This window comes from Pantoea sp. UBA5923 (genome assembly GCF_002431095.1).
Classification (GTDB): Bacteria; Pseudomonadota; Gammaproteobacteria; order Enterobacterales; family Enterobacteriaceae; genus Pantoea; species Pantoea piersonii.
Genome location: NZ_DJDN01000060.1, coordinates 54,442 through 78,000 on the forward strand (window position 1 = coordinate 54,442; position 23,559 = coordinate 78,000).

22 protein-coding genes are annotated in these 23,559 nt (G+C 58.5%); 2 read left to right on the forward strand and 20 right to left on the reverse strand.

Annotated features, from left to right (window positions below):
• Window positions 1–11 precede the first annotated feature (11 nt).
• The 14 genes from ptsG to yceD all read right to left on the reverse strand — a co-directional run bounded on the left by ptsG (window position 12) and on the right by yceD (window position 12,234).
• Window positions 12–1,445 (reverse strand): PTS glucose transporter subunit IIBC, encoded by a 1,434-nt coding sequence (ptsG, locus tag B3797_RS14325; protein WP_120452056.1) that lies wholly within the window; start codon window positions 1,443–1,445, stop codon window positions 12–14.
• A gap of 285 nt (window positions 1,446–1,730) precedes the next feature.
• On the reverse strand, window positions 1,731–2,522 hold the full coding sequence (locus B3797_RS14330; RefSeq protein ID WP_311791428.1) for a metal-dependent hydrolase: 792 nt from the start codon (window positions 2,520–2,522) through the stop codon (window positions 1,731–1,733).
• A gap of 18 nt (window positions 2,523–2,540) precedes the next feature.
• A complete protein-coding gene (holB, locus tag B3797_RS14335) occupies window positions 2,541–3,530 on the reverse strand; it encodes a DNA polymerase III subunit delta' (protein WP_311791429.1) in 990 nt (329 codons plus the stop codon).
• Entirely contained in the window at window positions 3,527–4,159 is a 633-nt protein-coding gene (gene tmk / locus B3797_RS14340) for a dTMP kinase (RefSeq protein ID WP_311791430.1), read from the reverse strand. The genes holB and tmk overlap by 4 nt, the downstream gene beginning before the upstream one ends.
• On the reverse strand, window positions 4,149–5,168 hold the full coding sequence (mltG, locus tag B3797_RS14345) for an endolytic transglycosylase MltG (protein ID WP_311781730.1): 1,020 nt from the start codon (window positions 5,166–5,168) through the stop codon (window positions 4,149–4,151). The genes tmk and mltG overlap by 11 nt, the downstream gene beginning before the upstream one ends.
• Window positions 5,165–5,977, reverse strand: coding sequence for an aminodeoxychorismate lyase (pabC, locus tag B3797_RS14350; RefSeq protein ID WP_311791431.1), 813 nt, complete (start codon window positions 5,975–5,977; stop codon window positions 5,165–5,167). The genes mltG and pabC overlap by 4 nt, the downstream gene beginning before the upstream one ends.
• Before the next feature lie 120 nt (window positions 5,978–6,097).
• Window positions 6,098–7,339 (reverse strand): beta-ketoacyl-ACP synthase II, encoded by a 1,242-nt coding sequence (fabF, locus tag B3797_RS14355; protein ID WP_120452046.1) that lies wholly within the window; start codon window positions 7,337–7,339, stop codon window positions 6,098–6,100.
• 84 nt (window positions 7,340–7,423) lie between these two features.
• Window positions 7,424–7,660 carry an acyl carrier protein gene (gene acpP, locus B3797_RS14360; protein WP_025901771.1) on the reverse strand — a complete coding sequence of 79 codons (237 nt, stop codon included), beginning with the start codon at window positions 7,658–7,660 and terminating at the stop codon, window positions 7,424–7,426.
• A gap of 153 nt (window positions 7,661–7,813) precedes the next feature.
• Entirely contained in the window at window positions 7,814–8,548 is a 735-nt protein-coding gene (fabG, locus tag B3797_RS14365) for a 3-oxoacyl-ACP reductase FabG (protein ID WP_120452045.1), read from the reverse strand.
• A gap of 10 nt (window positions 8,549–8,558) precedes the next feature.
• Window positions 8,559–9,491 (reverse strand): ACP S-malonyltransferase, encoded by a 933-nt coding sequence (gene fabD, locus B3797_RS14370; protein WP_126688705.1) that lies wholly within the window; start codon window positions 9,489–9,491, stop codon window positions 8,559–8,561.
• 16 nt (window positions 9,492–9,507) lie between these two features.
• Window positions 9,508–10,461, reverse strand: a complete 954-nt coding sequence (locus B3797_RS14375) for a beta-ketoacyl-ACP synthase III (protein ID WP_311791432.1) — start codon at window positions 10,459–10,461, stop codon at window positions 9,508–9,510.
• Entirely contained in the window at window positions 10,462–11,502 is a 1,041-nt protein-coding gene (gene plsX / locus B3797_RS14380; protein ID WP_311781732.1) for a phosphate acyltransferase PlsX, read from the reverse strand.
• A gap of 25 nt (window positions 11,503–11,527) precedes the next feature.
• Entirely contained in the window at window positions 11,528–11,698 is a 171-nt protein-coding gene (gene rpmF / locus B3797_RS14385) for a 50S ribosomal protein L32 (RefSeq protein WP_007885783.1), read from the reverse strand.
• A gap of 14 nt (window positions 11,699–11,712) precedes the next feature.
• Window positions 11,713–12,234, reverse strand: a complete 522-nt coding sequence (gene yceD / locus B3797_RS14390; RefSeq protein ID WP_120452037.1) for a 23S rRNA accumulation protein YceD — start codon at window positions 12,232–12,234, stop codon at window positions 11,713–11,715.
• A gap of 140 nt (window positions 12,235–12,374) precedes the next feature.
• On the opposite strand from yceD, the gene B3797_RS14395 reads away from it, so the two are divergent.
• Window positions 12,375–12,959, forward strand: coding sequence for a nucleoside triphosphate pyrophosphatase (locus B3797_RS14395; RefSeq protein ID WP_311791433.1), 585 nt, complete (start codon window positions 12,375–12,377; stop codon window positions 12,957–12,959).
• Between the two features lie 13 nt (window positions 12,960–12,972).
• Here the strand turns inward: B3797_RS14395 and rluC are convergent, their stop codons facing one another.
• Complete coding sequence (gene rluC / locus B3797_RS14400; protein WP_311781734.1) at window positions 12,973–13,929, reverse strand: 23S rRNA pseudouridine(955/2504/2580) synthase RluC; 957 nt, start codon at window positions 13,927–13,929, stop codon at window positions 12,973–12,975.
• 570 nt (window positions 13,930–14,499) lie between these two features.
• Between rluC and rne the strand changes: the two genes are divergently transcribed.
• On the forward strand, window positions 14,500–17,772 hold the full coding sequence (gene rne, locus B3797_RS14405) for a ribonuclease E (RefSeq protein ID WP_311791434.1): 3,273 nt from the start codon (window positions 14,500–14,502) through the stop codon (window positions 17,770–17,772).
• Window positions 17,773–17,988: 216 nt separating this feature from the next.
• Here the strand turns inward: rne and flgL are convergent, their stop codons facing one another.
• The 5 genes from flgL to B3797_RS14430 all read right to left on the reverse strand — a co-directional run bounded on the left by flgL (window position 17,989) and on the right by B3797_RS14430 (window position 23,499).
• Window positions 17,989–18,954, reverse strand: coding sequence for a flagellar hook-associated protein FlgL (gene flgL / locus B3797_RS14410; RefSeq protein ID WP_311781736.1), 966 nt, complete (start codon window positions 18,952–18,954; stop codon window positions 17,989–17,991).
• Window positions 18,955–18,965: 11 nt separating this feature from the next.
• Window positions 18,966–20,606 carry a flagellar hook-associated protein FlgK gene (gene flgK / locus B3797_RS14415; protein WP_311791435.1) on the reverse strand — a complete coding sequence of 547 codons (1,641 nt, stop codon included), beginning with the start codon at window positions 20,604–20,606 and terminating at the stop codon, window positions 18,966–18,968.
• A 121-nt stretch (window positions 20,607–20,727) separates the two neighbouring features.
• Entirely contained in the window at window positions 20,728–21,666 is a 939-nt protein-coding gene (gene flgJ, locus B3797_RS14420; protein ID WP_311781738.1) for a flagellar assembly peptidoglycan hydrolase FlgJ, read from the reverse strand.
• A 2-nt stretch (window positions 21,667–21,668) separates the two neighbouring features.
• Window positions 21,669–22,769 carry a flagellar basal body P-ring protein FlgI gene (locus B3797_RS14425; RefSeq protein ID WP_269949175.1) on the reverse strand — a complete coding sequence of 367 codons (1,101 nt, stop codon included), beginning with the start codon at window positions 22,767–22,769 and terminating at the stop codon, window positions 21,669–21,671.
• A gap of 19 nt (window positions 22,770–22,788) precedes the next feature.
• Window positions 22,789–23,499: a flagellar basal body L-ring protein FlgH gene (locus tag B3797_RS14430; RefSeq protein WP_120452021.1), complete on the reverse strand. Its 711-nt coding sequence runs from the start codon at window positions 23,497–23,499 to the stop codon at window positions 22,789–22,791.
• Window positions 23,500–23,559 lie beyond the last annotated feature (60 nt).

A 23,559-nucleotide genomic window follows, 5' to 3' on the forward strand; every position in this document is an offset into this window, starting at 1 on the left:
TTTTATTGCCGTTACATACTGCGAATGTAGTCGTCCATATCAGTTTTCAGGTTATCGGACTTGGTGCCGAAAATCGCCTGAACGCCAGAGCCTGCCACCACGACGCCACGGGCGCCCAGGTTCTTCAGCTCGGCCTGATTAACCTTGCTGACATCCGCCACGCTGACGCGCAGTCGGGTAATACAGGCGTCCAGGTTCGTGATGTTCTCTTTGCCGCCGAAAGCGGAGACCAGTTTGCCAGCCATCTCGCTGCCGGTAGCGGAAGAGGACTCGGTCGTCGTCTCTTCGCGGCCAGGCGTTTTGAGATTCAGCTTCACGATCAGCACGCGGAAAATGGTGTAGTAAACCAGACCGTAAATAATGCCGATAACCGGGAAAAGCCAGATTTTGCTGCTGTTGCCGCTCAGCACGATAAAGTCGATCAGACCGTGCGAGAAGCTGGTGCCGTCACGCATACCGAGCAGAATACAGATCGGGAACGCCAGACCGGCCAGAATCGCGTGGATCACATAGAGGATCGGCGCAACGAACATAAAGGAGAACTCGATCGGCTCGGTGATGCCGGTCAGGAAAGCGGTTAGCGCAGCGGAGATCATGATGCCGCCCACTTTGGCGCGGTTCTCAGGTTTCGCTGAATGCCAGATGGCGATTGCCGCTGCCGGCAGACCGTACATCTTGAACAGGAAGCCGCCAGAGAGTTTGCCTGCAGTCGGATCGCCCGCCATGTAGCGCGGAATATCGCCGTGGAACACCTGACCTGCCGCGTTGGTGAATTCGCCGATCTGCATCTGGAAAGGAACGTTCCAGATATGGTGCAGGCCGAAAGGCACCAGCGCGCGCTCAACCACGCCGTAAATACCAAAGGCGACAACCGGGTTCTGATAGGCAGCCCACTGGGAGAACTCCTGAATAGCCGAGCCAATCGGTGGCCAGATAAAGGAGAGCACGACGCCCAGAACGATTGCCGTCAGGCCGGAGATAATCGGCACAAAGCGTTTACCGGCAAAGAAGCCCAGGTATTCCGGCAGCTTGATACGATAGAAGCGGTTAAACATATAGGCCGCAATCGCACCGGCAATAATACCGCCCAGCACCCCGGTATCCGCCAGGTGATGCGCGGCAATATCCTCAGCCGAAAGATGCAGCACCAGCGGCGCGACTACCGCCATGGTTTTCACCATGATGCCGTACGCCACCACCGACGCCAGCGCGGAAACGCCGTCGTTATTGGTAAAGCCGAGCGCCACGCCGATAGCGAAGATCAGCGGCATATTAGCAAACACCGAACCGCCCGCTTCCGCCATAACATGGGAAACGACGGCTGGCAGCCAGCTAAAGTTTGCCGAACCAACACCTAATAAAATACCGGCGATCGGCAGAACCGATACCGGCAGCATGAGCGATTTACCGACCTTTTGCAGGTTCGCAAATGCGTTCTTGAACATAGCCTGAAGCTCCTGAGTATGAGTGCGATTTTGCGCAGTGCGCTGGGTCGAGGGGGAGGATCCGCAACCCGTCTGGCGGTGACCGCCTTGTAATTATTACGAAGGGTAAAATAAATCAGCTGGCGTTACTTTGATGACTATCACGTTTCCAGGAAACATCGCGCTGGATATCAGTATATTCTGACTGACAGCACGCGGTTTCACCCCATAAAACAGCAGCCCTGCCTTAAAAAGCAGGGCTATTAATCGTTATTACCGAATTATTACAGAGTATGAAATAAAAGATTAATGACCAAGTCGGCTTAACGGAACGCTGAAAAGCGTAGAAAAGTTCTGCGTTGTGGCGGCAGCCAGCGTCTCAATATCAACCCCCTTCAGCACAGCAAGATACTCCGCCACATCGCGCGTATAAGCTGGCTGGTTCTCTTTACCACGATACGGCACCGGCGCCAGATAGGGCGAATCGGTTTCCACCAGCATGCGATCCAGCGGGACATAGCGCGCCGCTTCGCGCAGCTGTTCGGCGTTACGAAAGGTCACAATGCCGGAAAAAGAGATATAGAACCCCATATCCAGCAGCTTCGCCGCCGTCGCCTGATCTTCGGTAAAGCAGTGCAGCACGCCGCCGCAGCGCTCGACCTGCTCTTCGCGCAGGATAGCCAGCGTATCGTCACGCGCGTCGCGGGTATGCACGATAATCGGCTTGTTCAGCGCAATACCGGTGCGGATATGCTCGCGGAACGACGCCTGCTGCTGCGCCTTAGTTTCCTGCTGATAATAGTAGTCGAGGCCGGTTTCACCCAGCGCCACGACACGCGGATCGGCGGCCAGACGACGAAACTCTTCCACGTCGTAAGGCTCTTCCTGATTCAGCGGGTGCACGCCTACTGAGAGCGCAATATTTTCGCGCTCGCCGACCAGCGCTTTCAGCGTATGAAAACCCGGCAGCGTGGTGGCGATCGCCAGCATAAATTTCACGTCGCGCGCGGCGGCTTTAGCGATCACGTCATCAAGATCGCGATGGTTCTTTTCATAATCCAGGCCATCAAGATGGCAGTGTGAATCCACAATAAACATAACGGTCTCGTTTTGACGTTAAGCGACTACGCCAGGCTTGCGTTTATCAGCCCAGCTCAGAAGTCGGTCGGTTAACAGAAGTTCGCGGTTAACGGCGGCAACGTGGAGCAGCTGCTCCCGGCACTGCATCCACTCGCGCGCGCTCTCATCCAGCGCCCGAGCGGAGAAGGTCTCTGCGAGCAGCGCGACCACATCCTGCCGATCGGGATTACTCAGCCAGCGCGTTGCGCCCTGCTGCCATTTGAGGGCATCAACCAGCAGCGCCAGCAGCCAGCTGATGCGCGCGGCAACATCGTCGGCGTTGAGGGCTGGAAGCAATAGCAGAATATCCTGCTGCAGCGCGGCTGGCAGCGCATCGCACAACGTCTGGCGCGCCTGCCAGCGCGCAGGCTCCAGCAGCTGTAGCGCCGCCGCCGGCGCGCCCGCGCTGAGGCGCAGCGCAGTCTGCAGCGCCGCCGTCTCCTGCGGTATTTGTTTGCTCAGCCACTGCAGGCTTTGCGCCTCATCCGGCGGCGCCAGCGAGAGCGCCATACAGCGGCTGCGCAGCGTGGCTAACAGTCGCGAAGGTTCCCGGCTGCTGAGAAAAAACCAGCTATTGGCCGGCGGCTCTTCCAGAGTTTTTAACAGCGCATTCGCCGCCGATTCGCTCAGCTGCGCCGCATCGGGAAGCCAGACGACTTTCGCGCCGCCCTGCTGGGCAAAATGATAGAGCTTCTCCGTCACCTGGCGCACTGCGTCAATCCCCAGCGTGCTTTTGCCTTTTTCAGCCTCCAGCCGATACCAGTCGGGATGCGTCTGCGCCTGCATCAGCTGGCAGCCGTGACAGAGACCGCAGCTTTTCAACCCGTCCGGCTGCTGACACATCAGCCAGCGGCTGACGCCCCACACCAGCGCGTCATCCCCCATGCCTTCGATCGCCTGAATCAGCAGCGCGTGATGAGCACGCCCCGCCTGATGCTGGCCGATGATATAGCGATAAGGCTGGTTCAGCCACGGATACCAGTTCATGCCTGCTGTTCCAGCCAGCGCGTCAGCGTCGTTTTAATCGCCTGCGTAACGCTGGCGAGCGGCTGCGTGGCATCTATGGTCAGGATGCTGCGGTCCTCGGCCGCCAGCGCCAGATAGCGCTCGCGGGTGCGTTCAAAGAAGCGCAGCGACTCCTGCTCGATGCGATCCAGTTCGCCGCGCGCCCGGGCGCGCTGCAGCCCGATTTCCGGCGTGACGTCGAGATAGAGCTGAAGATCGGGACGGAAATCGCCCAGTACGGCATCGCGCAGGGTGCGCATCAGCGCGCTGTCCAGCCCGCGACCACCGCCCTGGTAGGCCTGCGAAGAGAGATCGTGCCGATCGCCAATCACCCATGCGCCGCGCGCCAGCGCAGGCTTGATTACGGTATCGACCAGCTGCACGCGCGCGGCGTAGAGCATCAGCAGCTCCGCTTTGTCCGTCACCTGTTCGCCTTCAATGCCCTGCTTCACCAGGACGCGCAGCTGCTCCGCCAGCGGTGTGCCGCCCGGCTCGCGAGTGAAAACGATATCCTGAATGCCTCGTTCGCGCAGCGTGGCGACAATCGCCTCGCGCGCAGTGGTTTTCCCGGCGCCTTCAAGGCCTTCAATGACGATAAACTTACTTTTCATCTTTTCCCTTTAGCGTTTGCCGGTAAGCCTGTACCGCCTGGTTATGACTGGCAAGATTGGTGGTAAAGGTGTGACCGCCCTTGCCGTCGGCGACAAAATAGAGGTAACTGGTTTTTTCCGGATGCGCCGCCGCTTCCAGCGAGGCTTTGCTCGGCGCGGCGATCGGGCCAGGCGGCAAACCGTTAATAGTGTAGGTATTGTAATCGGTCGGCGTCTCAAGGTCTTTACGCGTCAGCGTGCCTGTATATTTATCGCCCATGCCGTAAATCACCGTGGGATCGGTTTGCAGCTTCATGCCGGTGCGCAGCCGGTTGATAAACACCGAGGCGACGCGCGCGCGTTCAGCACTGACGGCGGTCTCTTTTTCAATTACTGAGGCCATGGTCACCATCTCCTGCGGATTTTTATAGGGCAAATCCGCCATGCGATCCCGCCAGATCTGATCCACCAGCGCCGTCATGCGAGCATGCGCGCGCTGCAGCAGCGCGATGTCGCTGGTATTGGCGGTATAGAGATAGGTATCTGGATAGAAGCTCCCTTCCAGCGCCAGCGGATCGATATTAAGCGTTTTTGCCAGCGTGGCGAACTGATCATCTTTCAGGGTGTGCCGGATATAGGGAGCGGCGCGCAGCTCGGCGAGCCATTCACTAAGGCGCTGGCCTTCTACCAGCCGCAGCGGAAACTGCGCCTCTTTACCGCTGGCGAGCAGCTGCAGCAGCGCCCGCACCGTCATCCCTTTCTCCAGCCGATAGGTGCCCGCTTTAAACCGGGCCAGCTCCGGCTCCAGCTTGAGCAGTGGACCAAACCAGATGCTCTGCGGAATAAGATGCTGGCTCTCCAGCTGCGCCTCCAGCGCTACCCGGCCGGTGCCTGCTGGTAAGGTATAGATAGTTTCCTGGTCAATGGTTAGCGGGGCCGCGGCGAAGCGCTGGATCTGCCAGTAGCTAAAGGCCGCCGCAAGGATCAGAATCGCCGCAGCGACGGCGAAAATTTTTTTAGTTCTACTCATTTTGCTTCCATTAAATAGCAGCTTTCCTGTAACCGGCGGTAAAGCGTGCGTTCGCTGAATAATCGGTCGTCCAGCTGTCGCACCGGCAAGACCGGCATCAGGGCATTGCAGATAACGATTTCGTCGGCCGCCAGCAGCTGCGCTGGCTCGCAGCGTACCACATGACAAATCTCGCCTGCGGCGGCCATTTGCGCCATCAGATAGCGCCGCATGATGCCATCAACGCCGGACTGCGTCAGGTCGGGTGTAAAGATGCGATCGCCCTGCCGCCAGAATAAATTGGCCGCACAGCATTCCACCACGTTGCCCGCAGTGTCAAGCACCAGCGCCTCGTCGGCGTCGCTCTGGTCGAGATGCGCGCGGATCAACACCTGTTCCAGGCGATTCAGGTGCTTAATGCCCGCCAGCAGCGGGTTCTGCGCCAGCCGGACCGGGCTGGTTTGCAGCTTAACGCCCTGCGTCTGCAGCGGCAGATAATGGTGCGGCCACGGCGCAACCGAGACGATGCGCGTGGCGCCGCTGACGCCTTTTCGGCTGTAGCCGCGTCCGCCCGAGCCGGCGCTGATAATGACCTTTAGTACCGCCTGCTTGTGCGGCTGCGCGGCAATACGCATCTCTCTTTCCAGCCGCGTCCAGTCGACGTCGGGCATCATCAGCCGTTCGCAGCCCTGGCGCAGTCGCCGCAGGTGCGCGTCCAGCAGCTGAATATGGCCATTATCGACCGCCGCCGTGGTAAAGCAGCCGTCACCAAACTGCGTCGCGCGATCGCTGGCTGAGAGAGTAAGTTGCTCCGTTCCGTTGATCCACATGGGGCTCTCCCGCAAGGAAAAGCGCTATGGTAGCGCTTTGTATTGTGATAATCCGTTTCAGAGCCTTTCTGAATAGAAAAAAGGCCCGCATTTGCGGGCCTTTTGCCAGAACGTGAATCGTCAGACTTTACGGAAGATCAACGAGCCGTTAGTGCCGCCGAAACCGAAGGAGTTACACAGCGTGTACTCCAGACCGCTGACCTGACGCGCCGTGTGCGGCACGAAGTCGAGATCGCAACCCTCATCCGGGTTATCCAGATTGATGGTCGGCGGAACGGCCTGATCGCGCAGCGCCAGGATCGAGTAGATAGACTCTACCGCGCCTGCCGCGCCCAGCAGATGGCCGGTCATTGATTTGGTCGAGCTGACCATAACGGTTTTCGCCGCAGCGCCGAAAATGGTTTTCACCGCCTGCGCTTCTGCTTTGTCACCCGCTGGCGTAGACGTGCCGTGTGCGTTGACGTAGCCGATCTGCTCCGGCGACAGCTGCGCGTCACGCAGCGCATTTTCCATCGCCAGCGCTGCGCCTGCGCCGTTTTCCGGCGGCGAAGTCATGTGGTAAGCATCGCTGCTCATGCCGAAGCCGACAATTTCCGCATAGATCTTCGCGCCGCGTTTTTTAGCGTGCTCATACTCTTCCAGCACGATAATGCCTGCGCCGTCGCCCAGCACGAAGCCGTCACGATCTTTATCCCACGGACGGCTTGCCGCCTGCGGGTTATCGTTGCGCGTAGAGAGCGCGCGCGCAGCGCCAAAGCCGCCGACACCCAGTGGGGTGCTGGCTTTTTCTGCGCCGCCCGCCAGCATCACGTCAGCATCGTTATAGGCGATAATGCGCGCCGCATGGCCGATGTTGTGCACGCCTGAGGTACAGGCTGTCGCGATAGAGATACTGGGGCCTTTCAGGCCGTACATAATCGTCAGGTGCCCTGCAACCATATTGACGATGGTCGAAGGAACAAAGAACGGACTGATTTTGCGCGGACCGCCGTTGACCAGCGAGGTGTGGTTCTCTTCAATCAGACCCAGTCCGCCGATGCCGGAACCAATCGCCGCGCCGATACGACCAGCGTTCTCATCGGTCACGACCAGACCCGAATCCTGCATAGCCTGCACGCCGGCGACAATGCCGTATTGGATGAAGTCATCCATCTTGCGCTGATCTTTGCGCGAGATGATTTCATCACAATTAAAATCTCTTACAATGCCAGCAAATCGGGTTGCGTAGGCACTCGTATCAAAATGGTCGATCAGGTTAATGCCGCTCTGACCGGCAAGGAGAGCACTCCAGGTAGACTCTACGGTTTTGCCGACAGGAGACAACATGCCAAGACCGGTCACAACTACACGACGCTTAGACACGTTCGTCCTCCAGGGAGGGGAAATATAAACTCTGTGGGACAAGCATAAAACTCAGGCGGTCGAGCGACCGCCTGAAGATATTCATTAGCCTTGGTGGCTATTGATGTAGTCGATCGCTGCCTGAACGGTAGTGATTTTCTCAGCTTCTTCGTCTGGAATCTCAGTATCAAACTCTTCTTCCAGAGCCATTACCAGCTCAACGGTGTCAAGAGAATCAGCACCCAGGTCTTCAACGAAAGATGCAGAGTTAGTTACTTCGTCCTCTTTCACACCCAGCTGCTCAGCAATGATTTTCTTAACGCGTTGTTCGATATCGCTCATACTATTTAATTTCCTATCAAAACTCGCTTTCGCGATGGTTTTCGTAGTGTATAAAATGTTGAAAAAGATGCAACAAAATCCCGGCTGGTCGAACCACGATTTTACGCTATTTTGCGGTTTTTACCGCAAATAATGCAAATCATTTCGTGAATATCAGACCATGTACATGCCGCCATTGACGTGCAGCGTCTCACCCGTGATGTAGGCTGCTTCGTCAGAGGCTAAAAATGCAACAGCATTGGCGATTTCCTGCGCGTCGCCTAAACGACCTGCCGGAACCTGCGCCAAAATGCCGGAACGTTGCTCTTCGCTCAGTGCACGCGTCATGTCCGTCTCAATAAAGCCCGGTGCCACGACGTTTACGGTAATGCCACGTGACGCAATTTCGCGCGCCAGTGATTTGCTAAAGCCAATCAAACCCGCCTTGGCTGCTGCGTAGTTTGCCTGGCCCGCGTTGCCCATGGTGCCAACAACGGAACCGATGGTAATGATACGACCCACACGTTTTTTCATCATGGCGCGCATAACTGCCTTAGACAGACGGAAAACCGACGTCAGGTTGGTATCCAGGATATCCGCCCATTCGTCGTCTTTCATGCGCATCAACAGATTATCACGCGTAATGCCTGCATTATTGACCAAAATGTCTACTTCGCCAAATTCTGCGCGAACCTTCTCCAGCACGCTGTCGATCGATGCGGGATCGGTCACATTCAGCAGCAGACCTTTGCCGTTATCGCCGAGGTAAGCACTGATGGCTTCTGCGCCGCTTTCGCTTGTCGCGGTGCCAACAACTTTGGCGCCGCGTGCAACCAGCGTTTCCGCGATAGCGCGGCCGATACCGCGGCTCGCGCCTGTTACCAGCGCAACTTTACCTTCAAAGCTCATGATTTTCCTCTTATTCCTGTTCAAGGGCCGCAGAAAGCGACGTCGGATCGTTTACCGCTGCCGCCGTCAGGCTGTCCACAATGCGTTTGGTCAGACCCGTCAGCACTTTGCCCGGTCCCATTTCCAGCAGCTGAGTAATGCCCTGTGACGCCATAAATTCTACGCTCTCGGTCCAGCGAACCGGGCTGTAGAGCTGACGCACCAATGCATGACGGATCGCCGCCGCATCGCTTTCGCATTTTACGTCAACGTTGTTCACCACCGGAACGGACGGCGCGTTGAAAGTCATCTTTTCCAGCGCGACCGCCAGCTTGTCCGCTGCGGGCTTCATCAGCGCGCAGTGCGACGGCACGCTGACCGGCAGCGGCAGCGCACGCTTCGCGCCAGCGGCTTTACAGGCTGCGCCCGCGCGCTCGACCGCCTCTTTATTTCCGGCAATCACTACCTGACCCGGCGAGTTGAAGTTAACCGGCGAAACGACCTGCCCCTGCGCGCTCTCTTCGCACGCTTTGCGAATCGAGGCGTCATCCAGGCCGATAATCGCCTGCATCGCGCCGGTGCCTTCCGGCACCGCTTCCTGCATCAGTTTGCCGCGCAGCTCCACCAGCTTGATCGCATCGGCGAAATCAATAACGCCTGCGCACACCAGCGCGGAGTATTCGCCCAGGCTATGGCCCGCCATCAGCGACGGCTGCTTGCCGCCCTGCTGTTGCCAGACGCGATAGATCGCGACGGAAGCGGCCAGCAGCGCAGGCTGCGTCTGCCAGGTTTTATTCAGCTCTTCAGCCGGTCCGTTGCTGACCAGCTGCCACAAATCATATCCCAGCGCGTCAGACGCTTCGCGGAAGGTCTCTTCCACCTGCGGATAGCTTGCCGCCAGCTCTGACAGCATGCCGACGGTCTGTGAACCCTGACCGGGGAAAACAAATGCAAATTGCGTCATCTTCAGTTCCTGTGAATCAAAAGCGAACCAGTGCGGAACCCCAGGTGAAACCGCCACCAAAGGCTTCCAGCAGAATCAGTTGTCCGGGTTTGATACGGCCGTCGCGTACGGCTTCATCCAGCGCGCTGGGCACCGAGGCCGCCGAGGTATTGCCGTGACGGTCCAGCGTGACCACCACTTTGTCCATGCCCATGCCAAGTTTTTTCGCCGTCGCGCTGATGATGCGCAGGTTAGCCTGATGCGGCACCAGCCAGTCGAGCATTTCGCGATCGAGATTGTTGGCCTGCAGCGTTTCGTCAACGATGTGCGCCAGTTCGGTCACCGCAACCTTAAAGACTTCGTTGCCAGCCATAGTGAGGTAGGCGGGTTCGTCCTGATGGGCGCGATTCTGGTAAGGGAGCGTCAGCAGCTGGCCATAACGGCCGTCAGCGTGCAGGTGAGTAGAGATGATGCCCTGCTCTTCGCTCGCGCCTAACACCACGGCGCCCGCGCCGTCGCCGAACAGAATGATGGTGCCGCGATCGTTCGGGTCAAGGGTGCGTGCCAGCACGTCGGAGCCAATCACCAGCGCATGTTTTACCGCGCCGTTTTTGATGTACTGGTCCGCGACGCTCAGAGCGTAGGTAAAGCCTGCGCAGGCTGCCGCCAGATCGAATGCGGCGCAGTCGTTGATGCCCAGCATCTGCTGGATCATGCAGGCCGAGCTGGGGAACGCATGGCTGGATGAGGTGGTGGCGACGATAATCAGTCCGATTTCGCTGGCCTCTATGCCCGCCATCTCCAGCGCGCGCTGCGCGGCGGCGAAGCCCATGCTGGCCACAGTTTCATCCGGCGCGGCAATGCGGCGCTCACGGATGCCGGTGCGGGTTACGATCCACTCGTCCGACGTCTCCACCATTTTTTCCAGATCCGCATTCGAACGCACCTGGCTAGGCAAATAGCTGCCCGTACCGATAATTTTGGTAAACATCTAGGCTTTGTCACTCCTGGCTAATACAGCATCAAGGCGCGCGGCGATTCGTTCGGGAACCTGCCGTCGCACCGCCTGCTCTGCCTGCTCTATCGCCACGGCGAAGGCGCGTTGATTCGCCGCGCCATGGCTTTTGATCACTGTTCCGCGCAATCCTAACAGACAAGCGCCATTATACTGGTCGGGGTTGAGATGCCCGAAGCGCTGCGCAAGACGTTTCTGAATCCAGCGCCCCAGCAGCTTCAGCCACCATGACCGTTTTTTCCCCTCCCCTGAAGACTTCAGCAGGGAAAGGAACATTCTTACCACGCCTTCCATGGTTTTCAGCGTGACGTTGCCGACGAATCCGTCACACACCAGCACATCTGTCTTGCCGGTAAGGAGGTCGTTGCCTTCCAGGTAACCAATATAGTTAATATGTTCGGACGCTTTTAGCATACTGGCGGCGCCGCGGATACTCTCCAGCCCTTTGGTCTCTTCCTGACCAATATTGAGCAGCGCGACGCGGGGATTGGGGATCGCTAATACCTCTTCCGCCATCACCGCGCCCATTACGGCAAACTGCACCAGCATTTCGCTGTCCGACTCTACGTTAGCGCCTAAATCCAGCACCACCGTTTTGCCGCGCTGCTGATGCGGCAACACGGTCATTAACGCCGGGCGTTCAATGCCGTCCAGCGGTTTTATCATTAATTTCGCCAGCCCCATCAGGGCACCGGTATTACCGGCGCTGATACAGGCCTGCGCTCGTCCCTCTTTCACTAGCTCCAGCGCAATGCGCATTGAGCTGCCGCGGCTGTTGCGGATCGCCTGTGAGGGCCGCGCATCGCTTGCAATAACTGACTCGGCAGGAATAACCTGCAAACGCCCCAGTAAGGAGGAATCCGCTTTGGCAAGCAATGGGGTGATGTCGTCGGGAATGCCGACCAGAAGAAGATTGAGATGCGAATGAGAGGCCAGTGCCTGCAAAGCTGCAGGCACTGTCACGCAGGGACCGAAGTCCCCGCCCATGGCATCAATAGCCAGGGTCAAACGTGTCAAAGTATCACCTTGCTAAGCGCAAGTCTTACTTGGTGATAACCTTGCGACCGCGGTAGTAGCCATCCGCAGTGATGTGGTGACGCAGATGCGTTTCGCCAGAAACTTTATCTACAGACAGGGCAGCGGTGGTCAGCGCATCGTGCGAACGACGCATACCACGCTTAGAACGGGTGGGTTTATTCTGTTGTACGGCCATGGACCTTACTCCTATTACTTACGCTTTAAACTGGCTAATACGGCAAATGGGTTTGGTTTTTCCGCCTCTGCAGGCAATTTGCCAAAGACCATGTCCGCCTCGGACACTTCACAGTGTTCAGAATCATGCACCGGAACGACCGGCAGCGCGAGAATGATTTCATCCTCTATCACCGCCAGCAGATCGACTTCGCCAAAATCATCGACGTCGATCGGCTCGTAGGCTTCCGGCAGTGCCTCGGCCTGCTCATCATTTGAGACAGGACTGAAGCAATAGCTTACGTGGACAGAGTGAGGAAACGGCTGGTTGCAGCGCTGACAGCGCAATGTAACCTGCACGTCCGCTGTACCTTGCAGTACGGCGAGGCGCTGGCTGTCAACCGCAAACGACATGGCACATTCCACGTCACTGTCCACACTAACAACTGAGTCGGCTACGCGCTCCACCTGTTCAGGGGTGTAAACGCCCTGATAATCGAGGCGTTTTTGAGCGGCGCGGACCGGATCCAGCGTCAGGGGTAATTTTACCTTTTGCATAGGGCGCGCATATTAACTTTGTAACGTCATAGAGTCAAAGAAAAAGGCCGTGTAACAGCATCTTTCACCAGTTATTCGCATCCAGTGCGGCGCACAGTTTAAAATGAGTGTCACCAATTCGCCATTACTATTGTGAAAAAATGCCTGTCTCTATTCTTTTAGCCTCAACCTCGCCTTTCCGCCAGGCGTTATTAGGCAAACTCGGCCTGCCTTTTATTACCGCTGCGCCAGAGGTGGATGAAACCCCGCACGCCGGTGAAGATGCCGAAACGCTGGTCACGCGCCTCGCCATTGCCAAAGCGCAGGCGCTGGCCGCCGACTATCCCGATAGCTGGATTATCGGTTCGGATCAGGTGTGCGTGCTCAACGGCGCGATTACAGGCAAGCCGCATACCCCCGTGCGCGCTTTCGCGCAGCTACGGCAGGCGAGCGGCAACGCCATCACCTTTTATACCGGACTGGCGCTCTACCATCCCCGCAGCCAGCGGCTGTTGCAGTGCTGCGAACCTTTTGTGGTGCACTTCCGCCCTCTCAGCGATGAGGAAATCCGCACCTATATAGAGAAAGAGCAGCCTTTACAGTGCGCCGGGAGTTTTAAAAGCGAAGGAATGGGGATTTGCCTGTTTGAACGGCTGGAGGGACGCGATCCGAACACGCTGGTCGGCCTGCCGCTGATCGCGCTTAATAGCATGTTGCGGACGGTCGGCATCAATCCGCTGGGATGATGCCGACCCTGCGTTAGCTTTTCTGCTGACGCAGCGCCTTCAGGCAGCGTTTAAGCTCTTCATCAAGCGGCGCTTCTAAACGCAGCGTCTCGCCGCTGTTGGGATGAGTAAACGTCAGCGCGGCGGCATGCAGGAACAAACGACGCAGCCCGGTAGCGGCCAGCTGACTGTCGAACTCGCGCTCGCCATAGCGGTCGTCAAAGGCGATAGGATGACCGGCATGCAGCGTATGGACGCGGATCTGATGAGTGCGGCCGGTAACCGGGCTAGCCTTGACCAGGGTGGCAAAGGCGAAGCGCTCTTCGACTTTAAAGCGCGTTTCCGACGGTTTGCCTTCGCTGCTGACGCGCACCACGCGTTCGCCGCTCTGCAGAATGTTCTTCAGCAGCGGCGCCTGCACCACTTTCAGGTGTGAGGGCCAGCTGCCGCGCACCAGCGCCAGGTAATCTTTCTGCATCCCCTTTTCACGCAGCTGCTCATGCAGCGAGCGCAGCGCCGACCGCTTCTTGGCGACCAGCAGTACGCCGGAGGTATCGCGATCGAGACGATGCACCAGCTCAAGGAAACGCGCCTCCGGGCGCAGCGCGCGCAGCCCTTCAATCACGCCGAAGCTCAGTCCGCTGCCGCCATGCACCGCCGTACCGGACGGCTTGTTCAGCACCAGAATATGGTCATCTTCAAAGATGATCGCTTCCGCCAGTGCCGCCACCTTCTCCAGCTTAGGTGAAACGGCCTGTTCCTCGCGCTCGGCGACGCGCACCGGCGGGATGCGCACCTCATCGCCCGCTTCCAGCTTGTATTCAGGTTTGATGCGTTTTTTATTCACCCGCACCTCACCTTTACGCAGAATGCGATAAATCATGCTTTTCGGCACGCCCTTGAGCTGGGTGCGTAAAAAGTTATCAATGCGTTGTCCGGCATTTTCAGCCGTAATGGCGACAAGCTGTACGCCAGGATTCTCAGTTTTCATGGCGGCGATTCTAAATAGTGTCCTGTGATAGCGCCACCCCTTTTTCTGTGCTTAACTCTCCTCTTGTCGCGCGAAAAAGCGCAGCGTGCGCTGGCTTTTTCAGCAGCCTGCTCATTCGTCCGACATATTAAGGTGTTATGCATCACTAATCTTCATCAGGCGATAAAAGTCGCCTTGCTATATGAAGGTTAGCAATGGAATAATGCTTAAGTTTCTCGCCTGATGCACTTCAGGCCAGAAAAAGAGCTAATTAGTCATTTTGCCGAATGAAACGGACACGCAGCAATGGCGTAAGACGTGATGTTAATTCAGGCACTTAGCGGGCTGCGGGTTGCGGCCTGGACGGAATTTTGAGATGCAGGAGCGATCAGTTTCTTTCCGGCATTTCAGCGCAACGGCGCTGTTTTTCCTTATGAAAAACAGGCCACCGACGTTATTTGCGCCCCTCGCGCAGTCGACAACCGGGAGGTTGACGTAAAGCACTTAGTCACGGGGCCATCGGTCAAAACTCGTCCAGGGTAACTATGCCCGCAGCTTTATCACTCATGTGAGAATAACGAGTCAGAAACGATGAAAAGAATGTTAATTAATGCAACTCAGCAGGAGGAGTTGCGCGTTGCCCTGGTTGATGGACAACGTCTGTACGATCTGGATATCGAAAGCCCCGGACACGAACAGAAAAAAGCCAACATCTACAAAGGTAAAATTACCCGCATTGAACCCAGCCTTGAAGCTGCGTTTGTCGATTACGGCGCCGAGCGCCACGGTTTTCTCCCCCTGAAAGAAATCTCCCGCGAATATTTCCCTGCCAGCTACAACGCACAAGGCCGTCCAAATATTAAAGACGTGCTGCGCGAAGGTCAGGAAGTGATCGTGCAGATTGATAAAGAGGAGCGCGGCAATAAAGGCGCAGCGCTGACCACCTTTATCTCTCTGGCGGGCAGCTATCTGGTGCTGATGCCGAACAACCCCCGCGCGGGCGGCATCTCTCGCCGCATCGAAGGCGACGATCGCACCGAACTGAAAGAGGCGCTCTCCTCGCTGGAGCTGCCGGACGGCATGGGCCTGATCGTGCGCACCGCGGGCGTAGGCAAATCCGCCGACGCGCTGCAGTGGGATCTGAGCTTTCGTCTGAAACACTGGGAAGCGATCAAGAAAGCCGCGGAAAACCGCCCCGCTCCCTTCCTGATCCATCAGGAAAGCAACGTTATCGTACGCGCCTTCCGGGACTATCTGCGCCAGGATATCGGCGAGATTCTGATCGACAACCCGAAAGTGCTTGAGCTGGCGCGCCAGCATATCGCCGCGCTCGGTCGTCCCGACTTCAGCAGCAAGATCAAGCTCTACACCGGTGAAATCCCGCTGTTCAGCCACTATCAGATCGAATCGCAGATTGAGTCCGCCTTCCAGCGCGAAGTGCGCCTGCCTTCCGGCGGCTCTATCGTTATCGACAGTACCGAAGCGCTGACCGCTATCGATATCAACTCGGCACGCGCCACGCGCGGCGGCGATATCGAAGAGACAGCGTTCAATACCAACCTGGAAGCCGCCGATGAGATCGCGCGCCAGCTGCGTCTGCGCGACCTGGGCGGCCTGATCGTTATCGACTTTATCGATATGACGCCGGTGCGCCATCAGCGCGCGGTGGAAAATCGCCTGCGCGAAGCGGTACGTCAGGATCGCGCGCGCATTCAGATCAGCCATATTTCACGCTTTGGCCTGCTGGAGATGTCGCGTCAGCGCCTCAGCCCGTCGCTGGGCGAGTCGAGCCATCACGTCTGCCCACGCTGTAGCGGCACCGGTACCATCCGTGACAACGAATCGCTGTCGCTCTCTATTCTGCGCCTGATTGAAGAAGAAGCGCTGAAAGATAATACCAAAGAGGTGCACGCCATTGTTCCGGTGCAGATCGCCTCTTACCTGCTGAACGAAAAACGTGAAGCGGTGAACGCGATTGAGAAACGCCAGGGCGGCGTCCGCGCCATTATCGTGCCGGACGATCGCATGGAAACGCCGCACTACTCCGTGTTGCGCGTGCGTAAAGGCGAAGAAACGCAGACCCTCAGCTATCATCTGCCGAAGCTGCATGAAGCTGAAATGGCGATGCCGTCAGAAGAGGAACATGCCGAGCGCCGTCGTCCTGAACAGCCTGCGCTGGCCGCTTTTGTGATGCCTGACGCGCCGCCTGTGCCTGTAGAGACCCCGGCAGAACAGCCGAAAGCCGACGCACAGCCTGCGGCCAAACCTGCTGCCGCTGCAACACCGGCCGCAGCAAGCACCAGCAGCAGTGGCACCGGCTTCTTCAGCCGTCTGCTGAAAAAGCTGTTCGGCAGCAACGAAGCCGCGCCGACTCCAGCTGTGGAAGCGACGCCAGCGCCGCAGACCAGCAGCGAAGAGAGCGACGGCAGCGCCAAAGAGCGTGGCGATCGTCGCAACAACCGCCGCAACAATAACCGTCGCGAGCGTACGCCGCGCAACGGCGAAAACCGCGAGCCGCGCGAAAGCCGCGAACCGCGTGAAAACCGTGAACCGCGCGAACCACGCGAAAGCCGTGAGCCGCGTGAAGGCCGCGAGCCGCGCGATAACGCCGATAACCGCCGCAATAAGCGTCAGGCGCCGCAGAATGAAGCACGCGAAGAGCGCAGCCCTGTTCTGAGCGACGAAGCGCGCCAGCAGCGCGAAGAGCAACAGCAGCAGCGTCGCGAACAGCGCGCTGAGCGTCAGCGTCGTCGTCAGGAAGAGAAACGCGCGCAGCAGGAAGCGAGCAAAGCCGTCGAGCAGGCCGTTGCTGAAGTGGTCGAGACCCCGGAAGCGCAGGAAGAAGAGCGCGTTCAGGTTATGCCGCGCCGCAAACCGCGCCAGCTGGCACAGAAAGTGCGCATTATTGACGAAAGCGAGCAGCCGGTAGCTGAAGCTGTCGAGCCGCAGCCAGAGGTTGCGCGCAGCCTGCCGCAGAGCGAAGAGCCTGTTGTACTGCACGATCAGGATGAGGCAGAGAGCCGCGACAACGGCAATATGCCGCGCCGTTCGCGCCGTTCGCCGCGCCACCTGCGCGTCAGCGGTCAGCGTCGTCGTCGCTATCGTGATGAGCGTTATCCAACCGAGTCCGCTATGCCGCTCGCCGCTGCCGCTGCTTCGCCAGAGATGGCATCCGGTAAAGTCTGGGTACGCTATCCGGTCGCACAGCCGGTTGAGACTCAACAGCCGCAGCAGGAAGCGCCGGATTACAGCCAGCAAGAGACCGCAGAGATCATTGCGCTGCCGGTCGCCGCGGAAGAGATCGCGCCGCAGAGCGCTGATGAAGTGCATCAGGCTGAACCGCAGGCAGAAACGCCGGTAACGCTGGTTAATACGGATAACACTACGCCGATTGACGCGCCGGTGAACCATGAACCTGCCGTTATCCCGGCCGCCGACGAAGCGAAAGCGGAAGCGATCGCCGAACAGGCTGTTCCGGCTGCCCCGGTCGAGGAAGAGACGCCCGCTGTCGCTACCGAGATCGCCGCTGAAGCCGCACACGACGTAACGCCAGAAGCAGAAGCGCAGGTTGAGGAAGTGCTAAACGCGCCGGTTGCGGCGGAAAGCAAGCCTGAGCCGATCACCGAACCGCATGCGCCCGTCCCGGCGCGCGACGCCGCACCGCAGCAAGCTGCCGTCCGCTTTACGCATCACGCCACCGCGCCGATGACCAAAGCACCGGCACCAGCCTGGCAGCCGGAGCCGGTACGCCACAGCGACTGGGTACGCTCGCCGTTCGCCTTCGAGGGCAAAGGCTCCGCTGGCGGTCACAGCGCGACGCATCAGGCCACCGCGCCTGCGACCCGACCTGAAAGCGCCGAATAATCTGACGCGACACAGTAAAACCCCGGCTTGCCGGGGTTTTTTATTTCTGCTCCTGGGCCAGAACAGGGGCGATGTACCGGCTCATTCAGCCTGGCGTTTTATTCCGCTGTAGTTGCAGCGCCTTATTACAGGCAAAAAAAATCCCACGATACCGGTCAGGGTCGTGGGACAAAATGAGCATGTCCGGTTCAGGCATGCTCGAATTCCTTTTTATTGTCAGGCGTTAAGCTGGAACAGCGACAGCTTGGACATGTCGGTAAAGGTCTTGTAAGAGGCCTGAAGCGCCGTTTGCTGCATGGTGTAGCTGGAGATAGCCGAGGTGTAGTCGGTATCGACCAGGTTGCTCATTTCGGTGCTCAGGATAACGTCGCGATTCCCGCCCTGCCCGTCCAGCGTGCTCAGCTCAGAGAGCTGGGTGCCGATTTCAGAACGCACAGTCAGCACGTTATTCAGCGAGTTGCTCAGGCCGCGGTTGGTTTTATCCATCGCATCCTGAAAGGTCTTTTGAGTAGCAGCGTCAGCATCTGCCTGCGGCGTCTTCAGCGCGGCAATTGCGCTGTCGAGCATATTAAAGACATTGGTTTCGCTGGCGCTGCCGTCCGGCTCTTTGGTGGCGTTGCCGGTAATCGACATAAAGATATCGTCGCCGGTGTGCCCCACGGTCATGGTGCGGCTGGTATCGACCTTCTGCGTAATCGCGTCGGTGCCGCCTGTATAGCTCACCGCGCCGCTGCCGTTGTCTGCAAAGGGCGCGCTGTCCGTTTTATAACCAGCGAAGATATAGCGGCCGTTACCGTCTTTACTGTTCGCCAGGTTCAGCAGCTGCGAGCGCAGGCCCTCCAGCTGGGTGGCGATTGAGCCGCGGTCGTCGTCGCTCAGCGTGCCGGTAGAGCCGTAAACGATCAGCGTCTGCGCATCCTGAATGGTGCTGGTTACGCTGGTGAGCGTATTCTCTTCCATCGACAGCCCCTGGTTTGCAAAGGTGCGCGCCAGCGCGTACTGGCTGCTCTGCGCCTGGGTCTGCGCCAGCACCACCGAACGTGACGCAGCGATAGGATCGTCTGATGGATTGTTAACGCGGCGGCCGCTGGAGAGCTGCTCGCCGACTTTCAGCCAGGAGGATTGCGAATCGCTGATACCGCGCACCTGCTGGTTAAAAATCATGTTTGTACTGAGTCGCATGGTTCTTTTCCTTAGCGGATGTTAAGCAGCGCGTCGAAAATGGAGCTGGCGGTTTGCAGCACCTGCGCGTTCGCCATGTAGTACTGCTGATATTTGGTCAGGTTGGCGTACTCTTCGTCGAGGTTGACGCCTGAGACCGACTGCTGGCGATCGGTCAGCTGATCCACCACGTTTTTCTGGGTGGTGCTGGCAGTTTCCAGCGTGCTGGTTTTGTTACCGACAGTGCTGACGATGCTGGCGTAAGCCTGCGACAGCGTAGCGTTGCCGTTCACAACCTTGGCGTCCTGCAGAGCCAGCAGCTTCTGGGCGTTGCGGTTGTCGCTTTCGCCACCCGTAGCGCCTGCTGCGGCAATCTGCGACTCACTGGTAATAGCGACAGACATATTGCCAATCACGTTCTGCACCGGCTTCACCAGGAAGCTGTCCTGCGCGTTCGGCGTGCCGTTTACGGTCAGCTGCAGACCGTCGAAGCTCAGCGTGGCGTTGCCGGATGCGTCTGTACCCGCCGTCGCGGTGATCTTCACGTTGTCAGAGGCGCGCGTAACGTTCCAGCTACTGCCGTCATAGCTGACGGTATAGTTAGAGGCTTTCAGCGCGCTGGTATCGGTCCAGGCTGCCGTCACGGTCGTGGACGAGCTGTTTTTGCTGTTGCTCTGTACGGTCGGGCTGCCGATGGTGAAAAAGTCAGTACCCTGATCGCCGTTGCCGTCATAGCCCTGCTTATGCACCGCGTTAAAGCTGGTGGTAAAGGCTGCCGCCAGCTGGCCGAGCTGGTTTTGCGCGGTGTCGAGATCCTGCGAGCGGAAAGTCAACAGGCCGCCTAACGAGCCGGTAGTAATGCTCTTATCGGCGATCTCGACATTGCCTGCGCTGTTATCGACATAACCGACGGAGGTACGCGTAGGATCGCTGCTGGAAGGCATCGCCACCAGGCTAGTGGCTTTGTTGCCGTTGACCAGCGTCAGGTTGCCCATTGAGACAATATAGTTGCCGTCCTGCTTAGAGACGCTCACCCCGACGATGTTATTCAGGTTGTTCACCAGCTGATCGCGCTGATCCATCAGATCGTTCGGCTGCGCGCCGCTTGCGGTGCTGAGCTTGCCGATCTGCTTGTTGAGGTCGGCGATCTGGCTGGTGAAGGTGTTGATCTGGTCAACGTTTGAGGCGACATCAGTGTTGACGCTGCCCTGCATATTGGTCAGATACTGCGCGGTGGTCTGGAACTGGTTTACCAGGCCCTGCGCATTGCTCAGCATCGACTGGCGCGCAGAGGGGTCGTTCGCGTTGCTCACCACGTTCTGCAGGTTAGTAAAGAAGCCCTGAATCGACGTAGAGAGGCTGGTGGTCGAGGTTGAGAGCAGATCGTCAATATTGGAGATCTGCGAATACTGGGTATTAGCCGCGCTGTAGGTGGCGCTGGAACCGCGCAGCTGCGCCGTAATGAACTCGTCATACTCGCGCTGCACGCCGCTGATGTTGACGCCGTTGCCGTAATAGCTGTTGCCCTGCAGCGTGCTGTTCGCCTGCGCCAGCTGAATCGTCTGGCGCGAGTAGCCCGCGACCGTGTAGTTAGTGATGTTATTGCTGGTGGTGCTCAGCGCCGCCTGTGCGGCGCTCAGCCCACTCATCGCAGAGTTTATTATGCTGGACATCTCGGTTCCTTTCTTTCCCGTTAAGCGGGCTGGCAGTCATCAGTGCTCGCCCGTGCGCGAAAACGCGTCTGGCATCTGCTGGTATTATCGGCGCGCTTAAGTGAAACTTGAGGCTTAAGCTTCAGAAGAGATCGTTTAAATCTTTGCTGTACGCCTTTACGACTTTCTCGCCCATGTTTTTGAATTGCTGGATCATTCCCACCAGTTTCTGCGCATATTTCGGATCGGTGGCGTAACCGGCGGCCTGCAGCGCCTGCGCCCCCTGTTCGGCGCTCTGCGCGGTGGTGACGGCGGCGTAGCGTGGATTGTTTGAAAGCAGCTTCACGTAGTCGGTCAGCGCCTCGAAATAGGAGTGATAGACGCGGAAGCTGGCGCGCACCTTCTTCGCCTCACCCTGGTCATACTCGGTGGTCATGATATCGGTGGTCTCACCCTTCCAGTCGCCGCTCGCCTTGATACCGAATACGTTGTAGCTCGGTTTGCCGTCGCGGGTCAGGATCTGGCGCTGGCCCCAGCCCGACTCCAGCGCCGCCTGCGCCAGGATCAGGTGGTGCGGAATGCCGCTCTGGGCGCTGGCGGCCTGCGCCGGCTGCGCCAGCTGGGCGATAAACTCGCTGCTGTCGGCCGGCAGGTTTGCCGGGGAAACCGGCAGGCGCGGCACAGCCTTGCGCACCATCTGCTCCAGCTGGCTCGAAGCCGCCGCGCTGTAGATAAAGCTGTCATCGAGCGGCATCGGTACCGTACCGGCGCGCTCGTCAGGCTCCTGCGCCGGCTGCATCTGCTTGACGATAAGATCGGCCATGCCCAGTCCGCGCTTGCCGATCTCCTGCGCAATCTGCTGATCGTACATTGAGGTAAACATTTTGGTCGATTCGTTGCTGAAGATACCGTCCTGCGGCAGCGCTTCGCGCATGCTCTTCATCATCATCTGCACAAACATTCCCTCGACCTGCTTTGCAACCTGTAGCGCCTTGCCTTTCGGGTCGGTGCTGGCTTCGCGCTTCAGGTCGTTCAGCGAGCGGCTGTCAAAAGCCGCGTTCATCAGCGATTGCGTATCCATCGTCAGATAATTTCCAGTTTGGCGCGCAGACAGCCCGCGCTCTGCATCGATTGCAGAATGGACATCAGTTCGATTGGCGAGGCGCCTAACGCATTGAGCGCGCGCACCACGTTGTTCAGGTTGGCGCTGGCGCTGACGTGCTGCAGCGCGCCGCCGCTCTGACGCATATCGATCTGCGTTTGCGGTGTTACCACTGTCTGACCGCCGCCAAATGGCGTATTCGGCTGGCTGACGTTTTGCGACTGGTTGACCGTGACCGACAGGTTGCCCTGCGCCACCGCACAGGTGTTCAGCGTCACTTCACGATTCATCACCACCGAACCGGTACGCGAGTTGATGATGACTTTGGCATCTTCAACCGGGATAGAGACGTCGATGTTCTGGATCTCTGCCAGCATGCGAACCTGAGAGCTGTTGTTAGGCGATACGCGCACCTGTACGGTACGGGCGTCGAGCGCCGTCGCCATACCGTAGCCGCCGCGTGCGTTGATGGCGTCGGCGATACGCTGCGCCATCGAGAAATCTTCATTGTTCAGCTGCAGGTTGAGGGTGTTCTGGCTGCCGAAGTTGCTCTGCAGTTCGCGCTCAACGGTAGCGCCGCCGGTGATGCGGCCGCCGTTAAGCTGGTTAACCTGCACGCTGCTGCCGCCCGCCGACGCGCCCGCGCCGCCGACCAGAATATTACCCTGCGCCAGCGCGTAAACCTGGTTATCGACGCCTTTCATCGGCGTCATCACCAGCGTGCCGCCGCGCAGGCTTTTGGCGTTACCCAGCGAGGAGACCACCACGTCGATGGTTTGCCCCTGACGGGCGAAAGCGGGCAGCTGCGCCGTCACCATAACCGCCGCGACGTTTTTCAGCTGCATGTTGGTGCCCTGCGGCACAGTAATCCCGAGCTGGGAGAGCATGTTGCTGACGGTCTGCGTGGTGAACGGCGTCTGGGTGGTCTGGTCGCCGGTGCCATCGAGGCCCACGACCAGGCCGTAGCCGATCAGCTGGTTGTCACGCACGCCCTGTACGCTGGTCAGATCGCGAATACGGTCTGCGTGAGCGCTCAGGCTGAGGCCGAATGCCAGACTCAGGCCCAGCAGTAAACTTTTCATACTTTTCATCATGACCTCATTACATCGGCGAGATGTTCAGGAAGAAACGCTGGAACCAGCCCATCGTCTGCGCTTCGTTGATATAACCATTGCCGACATATTCGATACGGGCATCGGCCACCGCCGTCGACAATACCGAGTTGCTGGCGCTGATCGTGCGCGGGTTCACCACGCCGGAGAAGCGAATAAATTCGGTGCCCTGGTTTATTTCAATCTGTTTTTCACCGACCACGTGCAGGTTGCCGTTCGACAGTACCTGATTCACGGTGACGGTAATGGTGCCGGTAAAGGTGTTATTGGCGGTTGCGCCGCCTTTACCTGCGAAATCGTTTTTGCCGTTGGCGCCCAGGTTGGCTTTAGCGCCGTCGGCGCCAACCAGGCCATTCAGGCCGGTCGGAATGGCGTCAAGACCGAAGCTGGCGCTGCCGTCGCGGGTCGCGTTGGCTGAGGAGCTCTTGCTGGCGCTGACGTTTTCCTGCAGCGTAATGGTGAGCGTATCGCCGATATTGCGCGGACGACGGTCCTCAAACAGCGGCTGATAGCCGTAGTTGAGCGGCGCGACGCCCTGGAAAATAGAGCCGTTGACCACCGGCGGAGCGGAAGGCAGAGGCTGTGCCGTCGTTGCGCCTGCCACCAGCGGCGTGCGCGGCACTAACGCACAACCGTTAAGGGTCAGCAGCACGACCGCCACCAACCAATGTCCAGGCTTAATATTCAGTTGCTTCGCCACGGAGTCACGACCTTATAGATGTGTTGACTTCAGGCCAGCCTGCGCTGGCCCTGATAACCG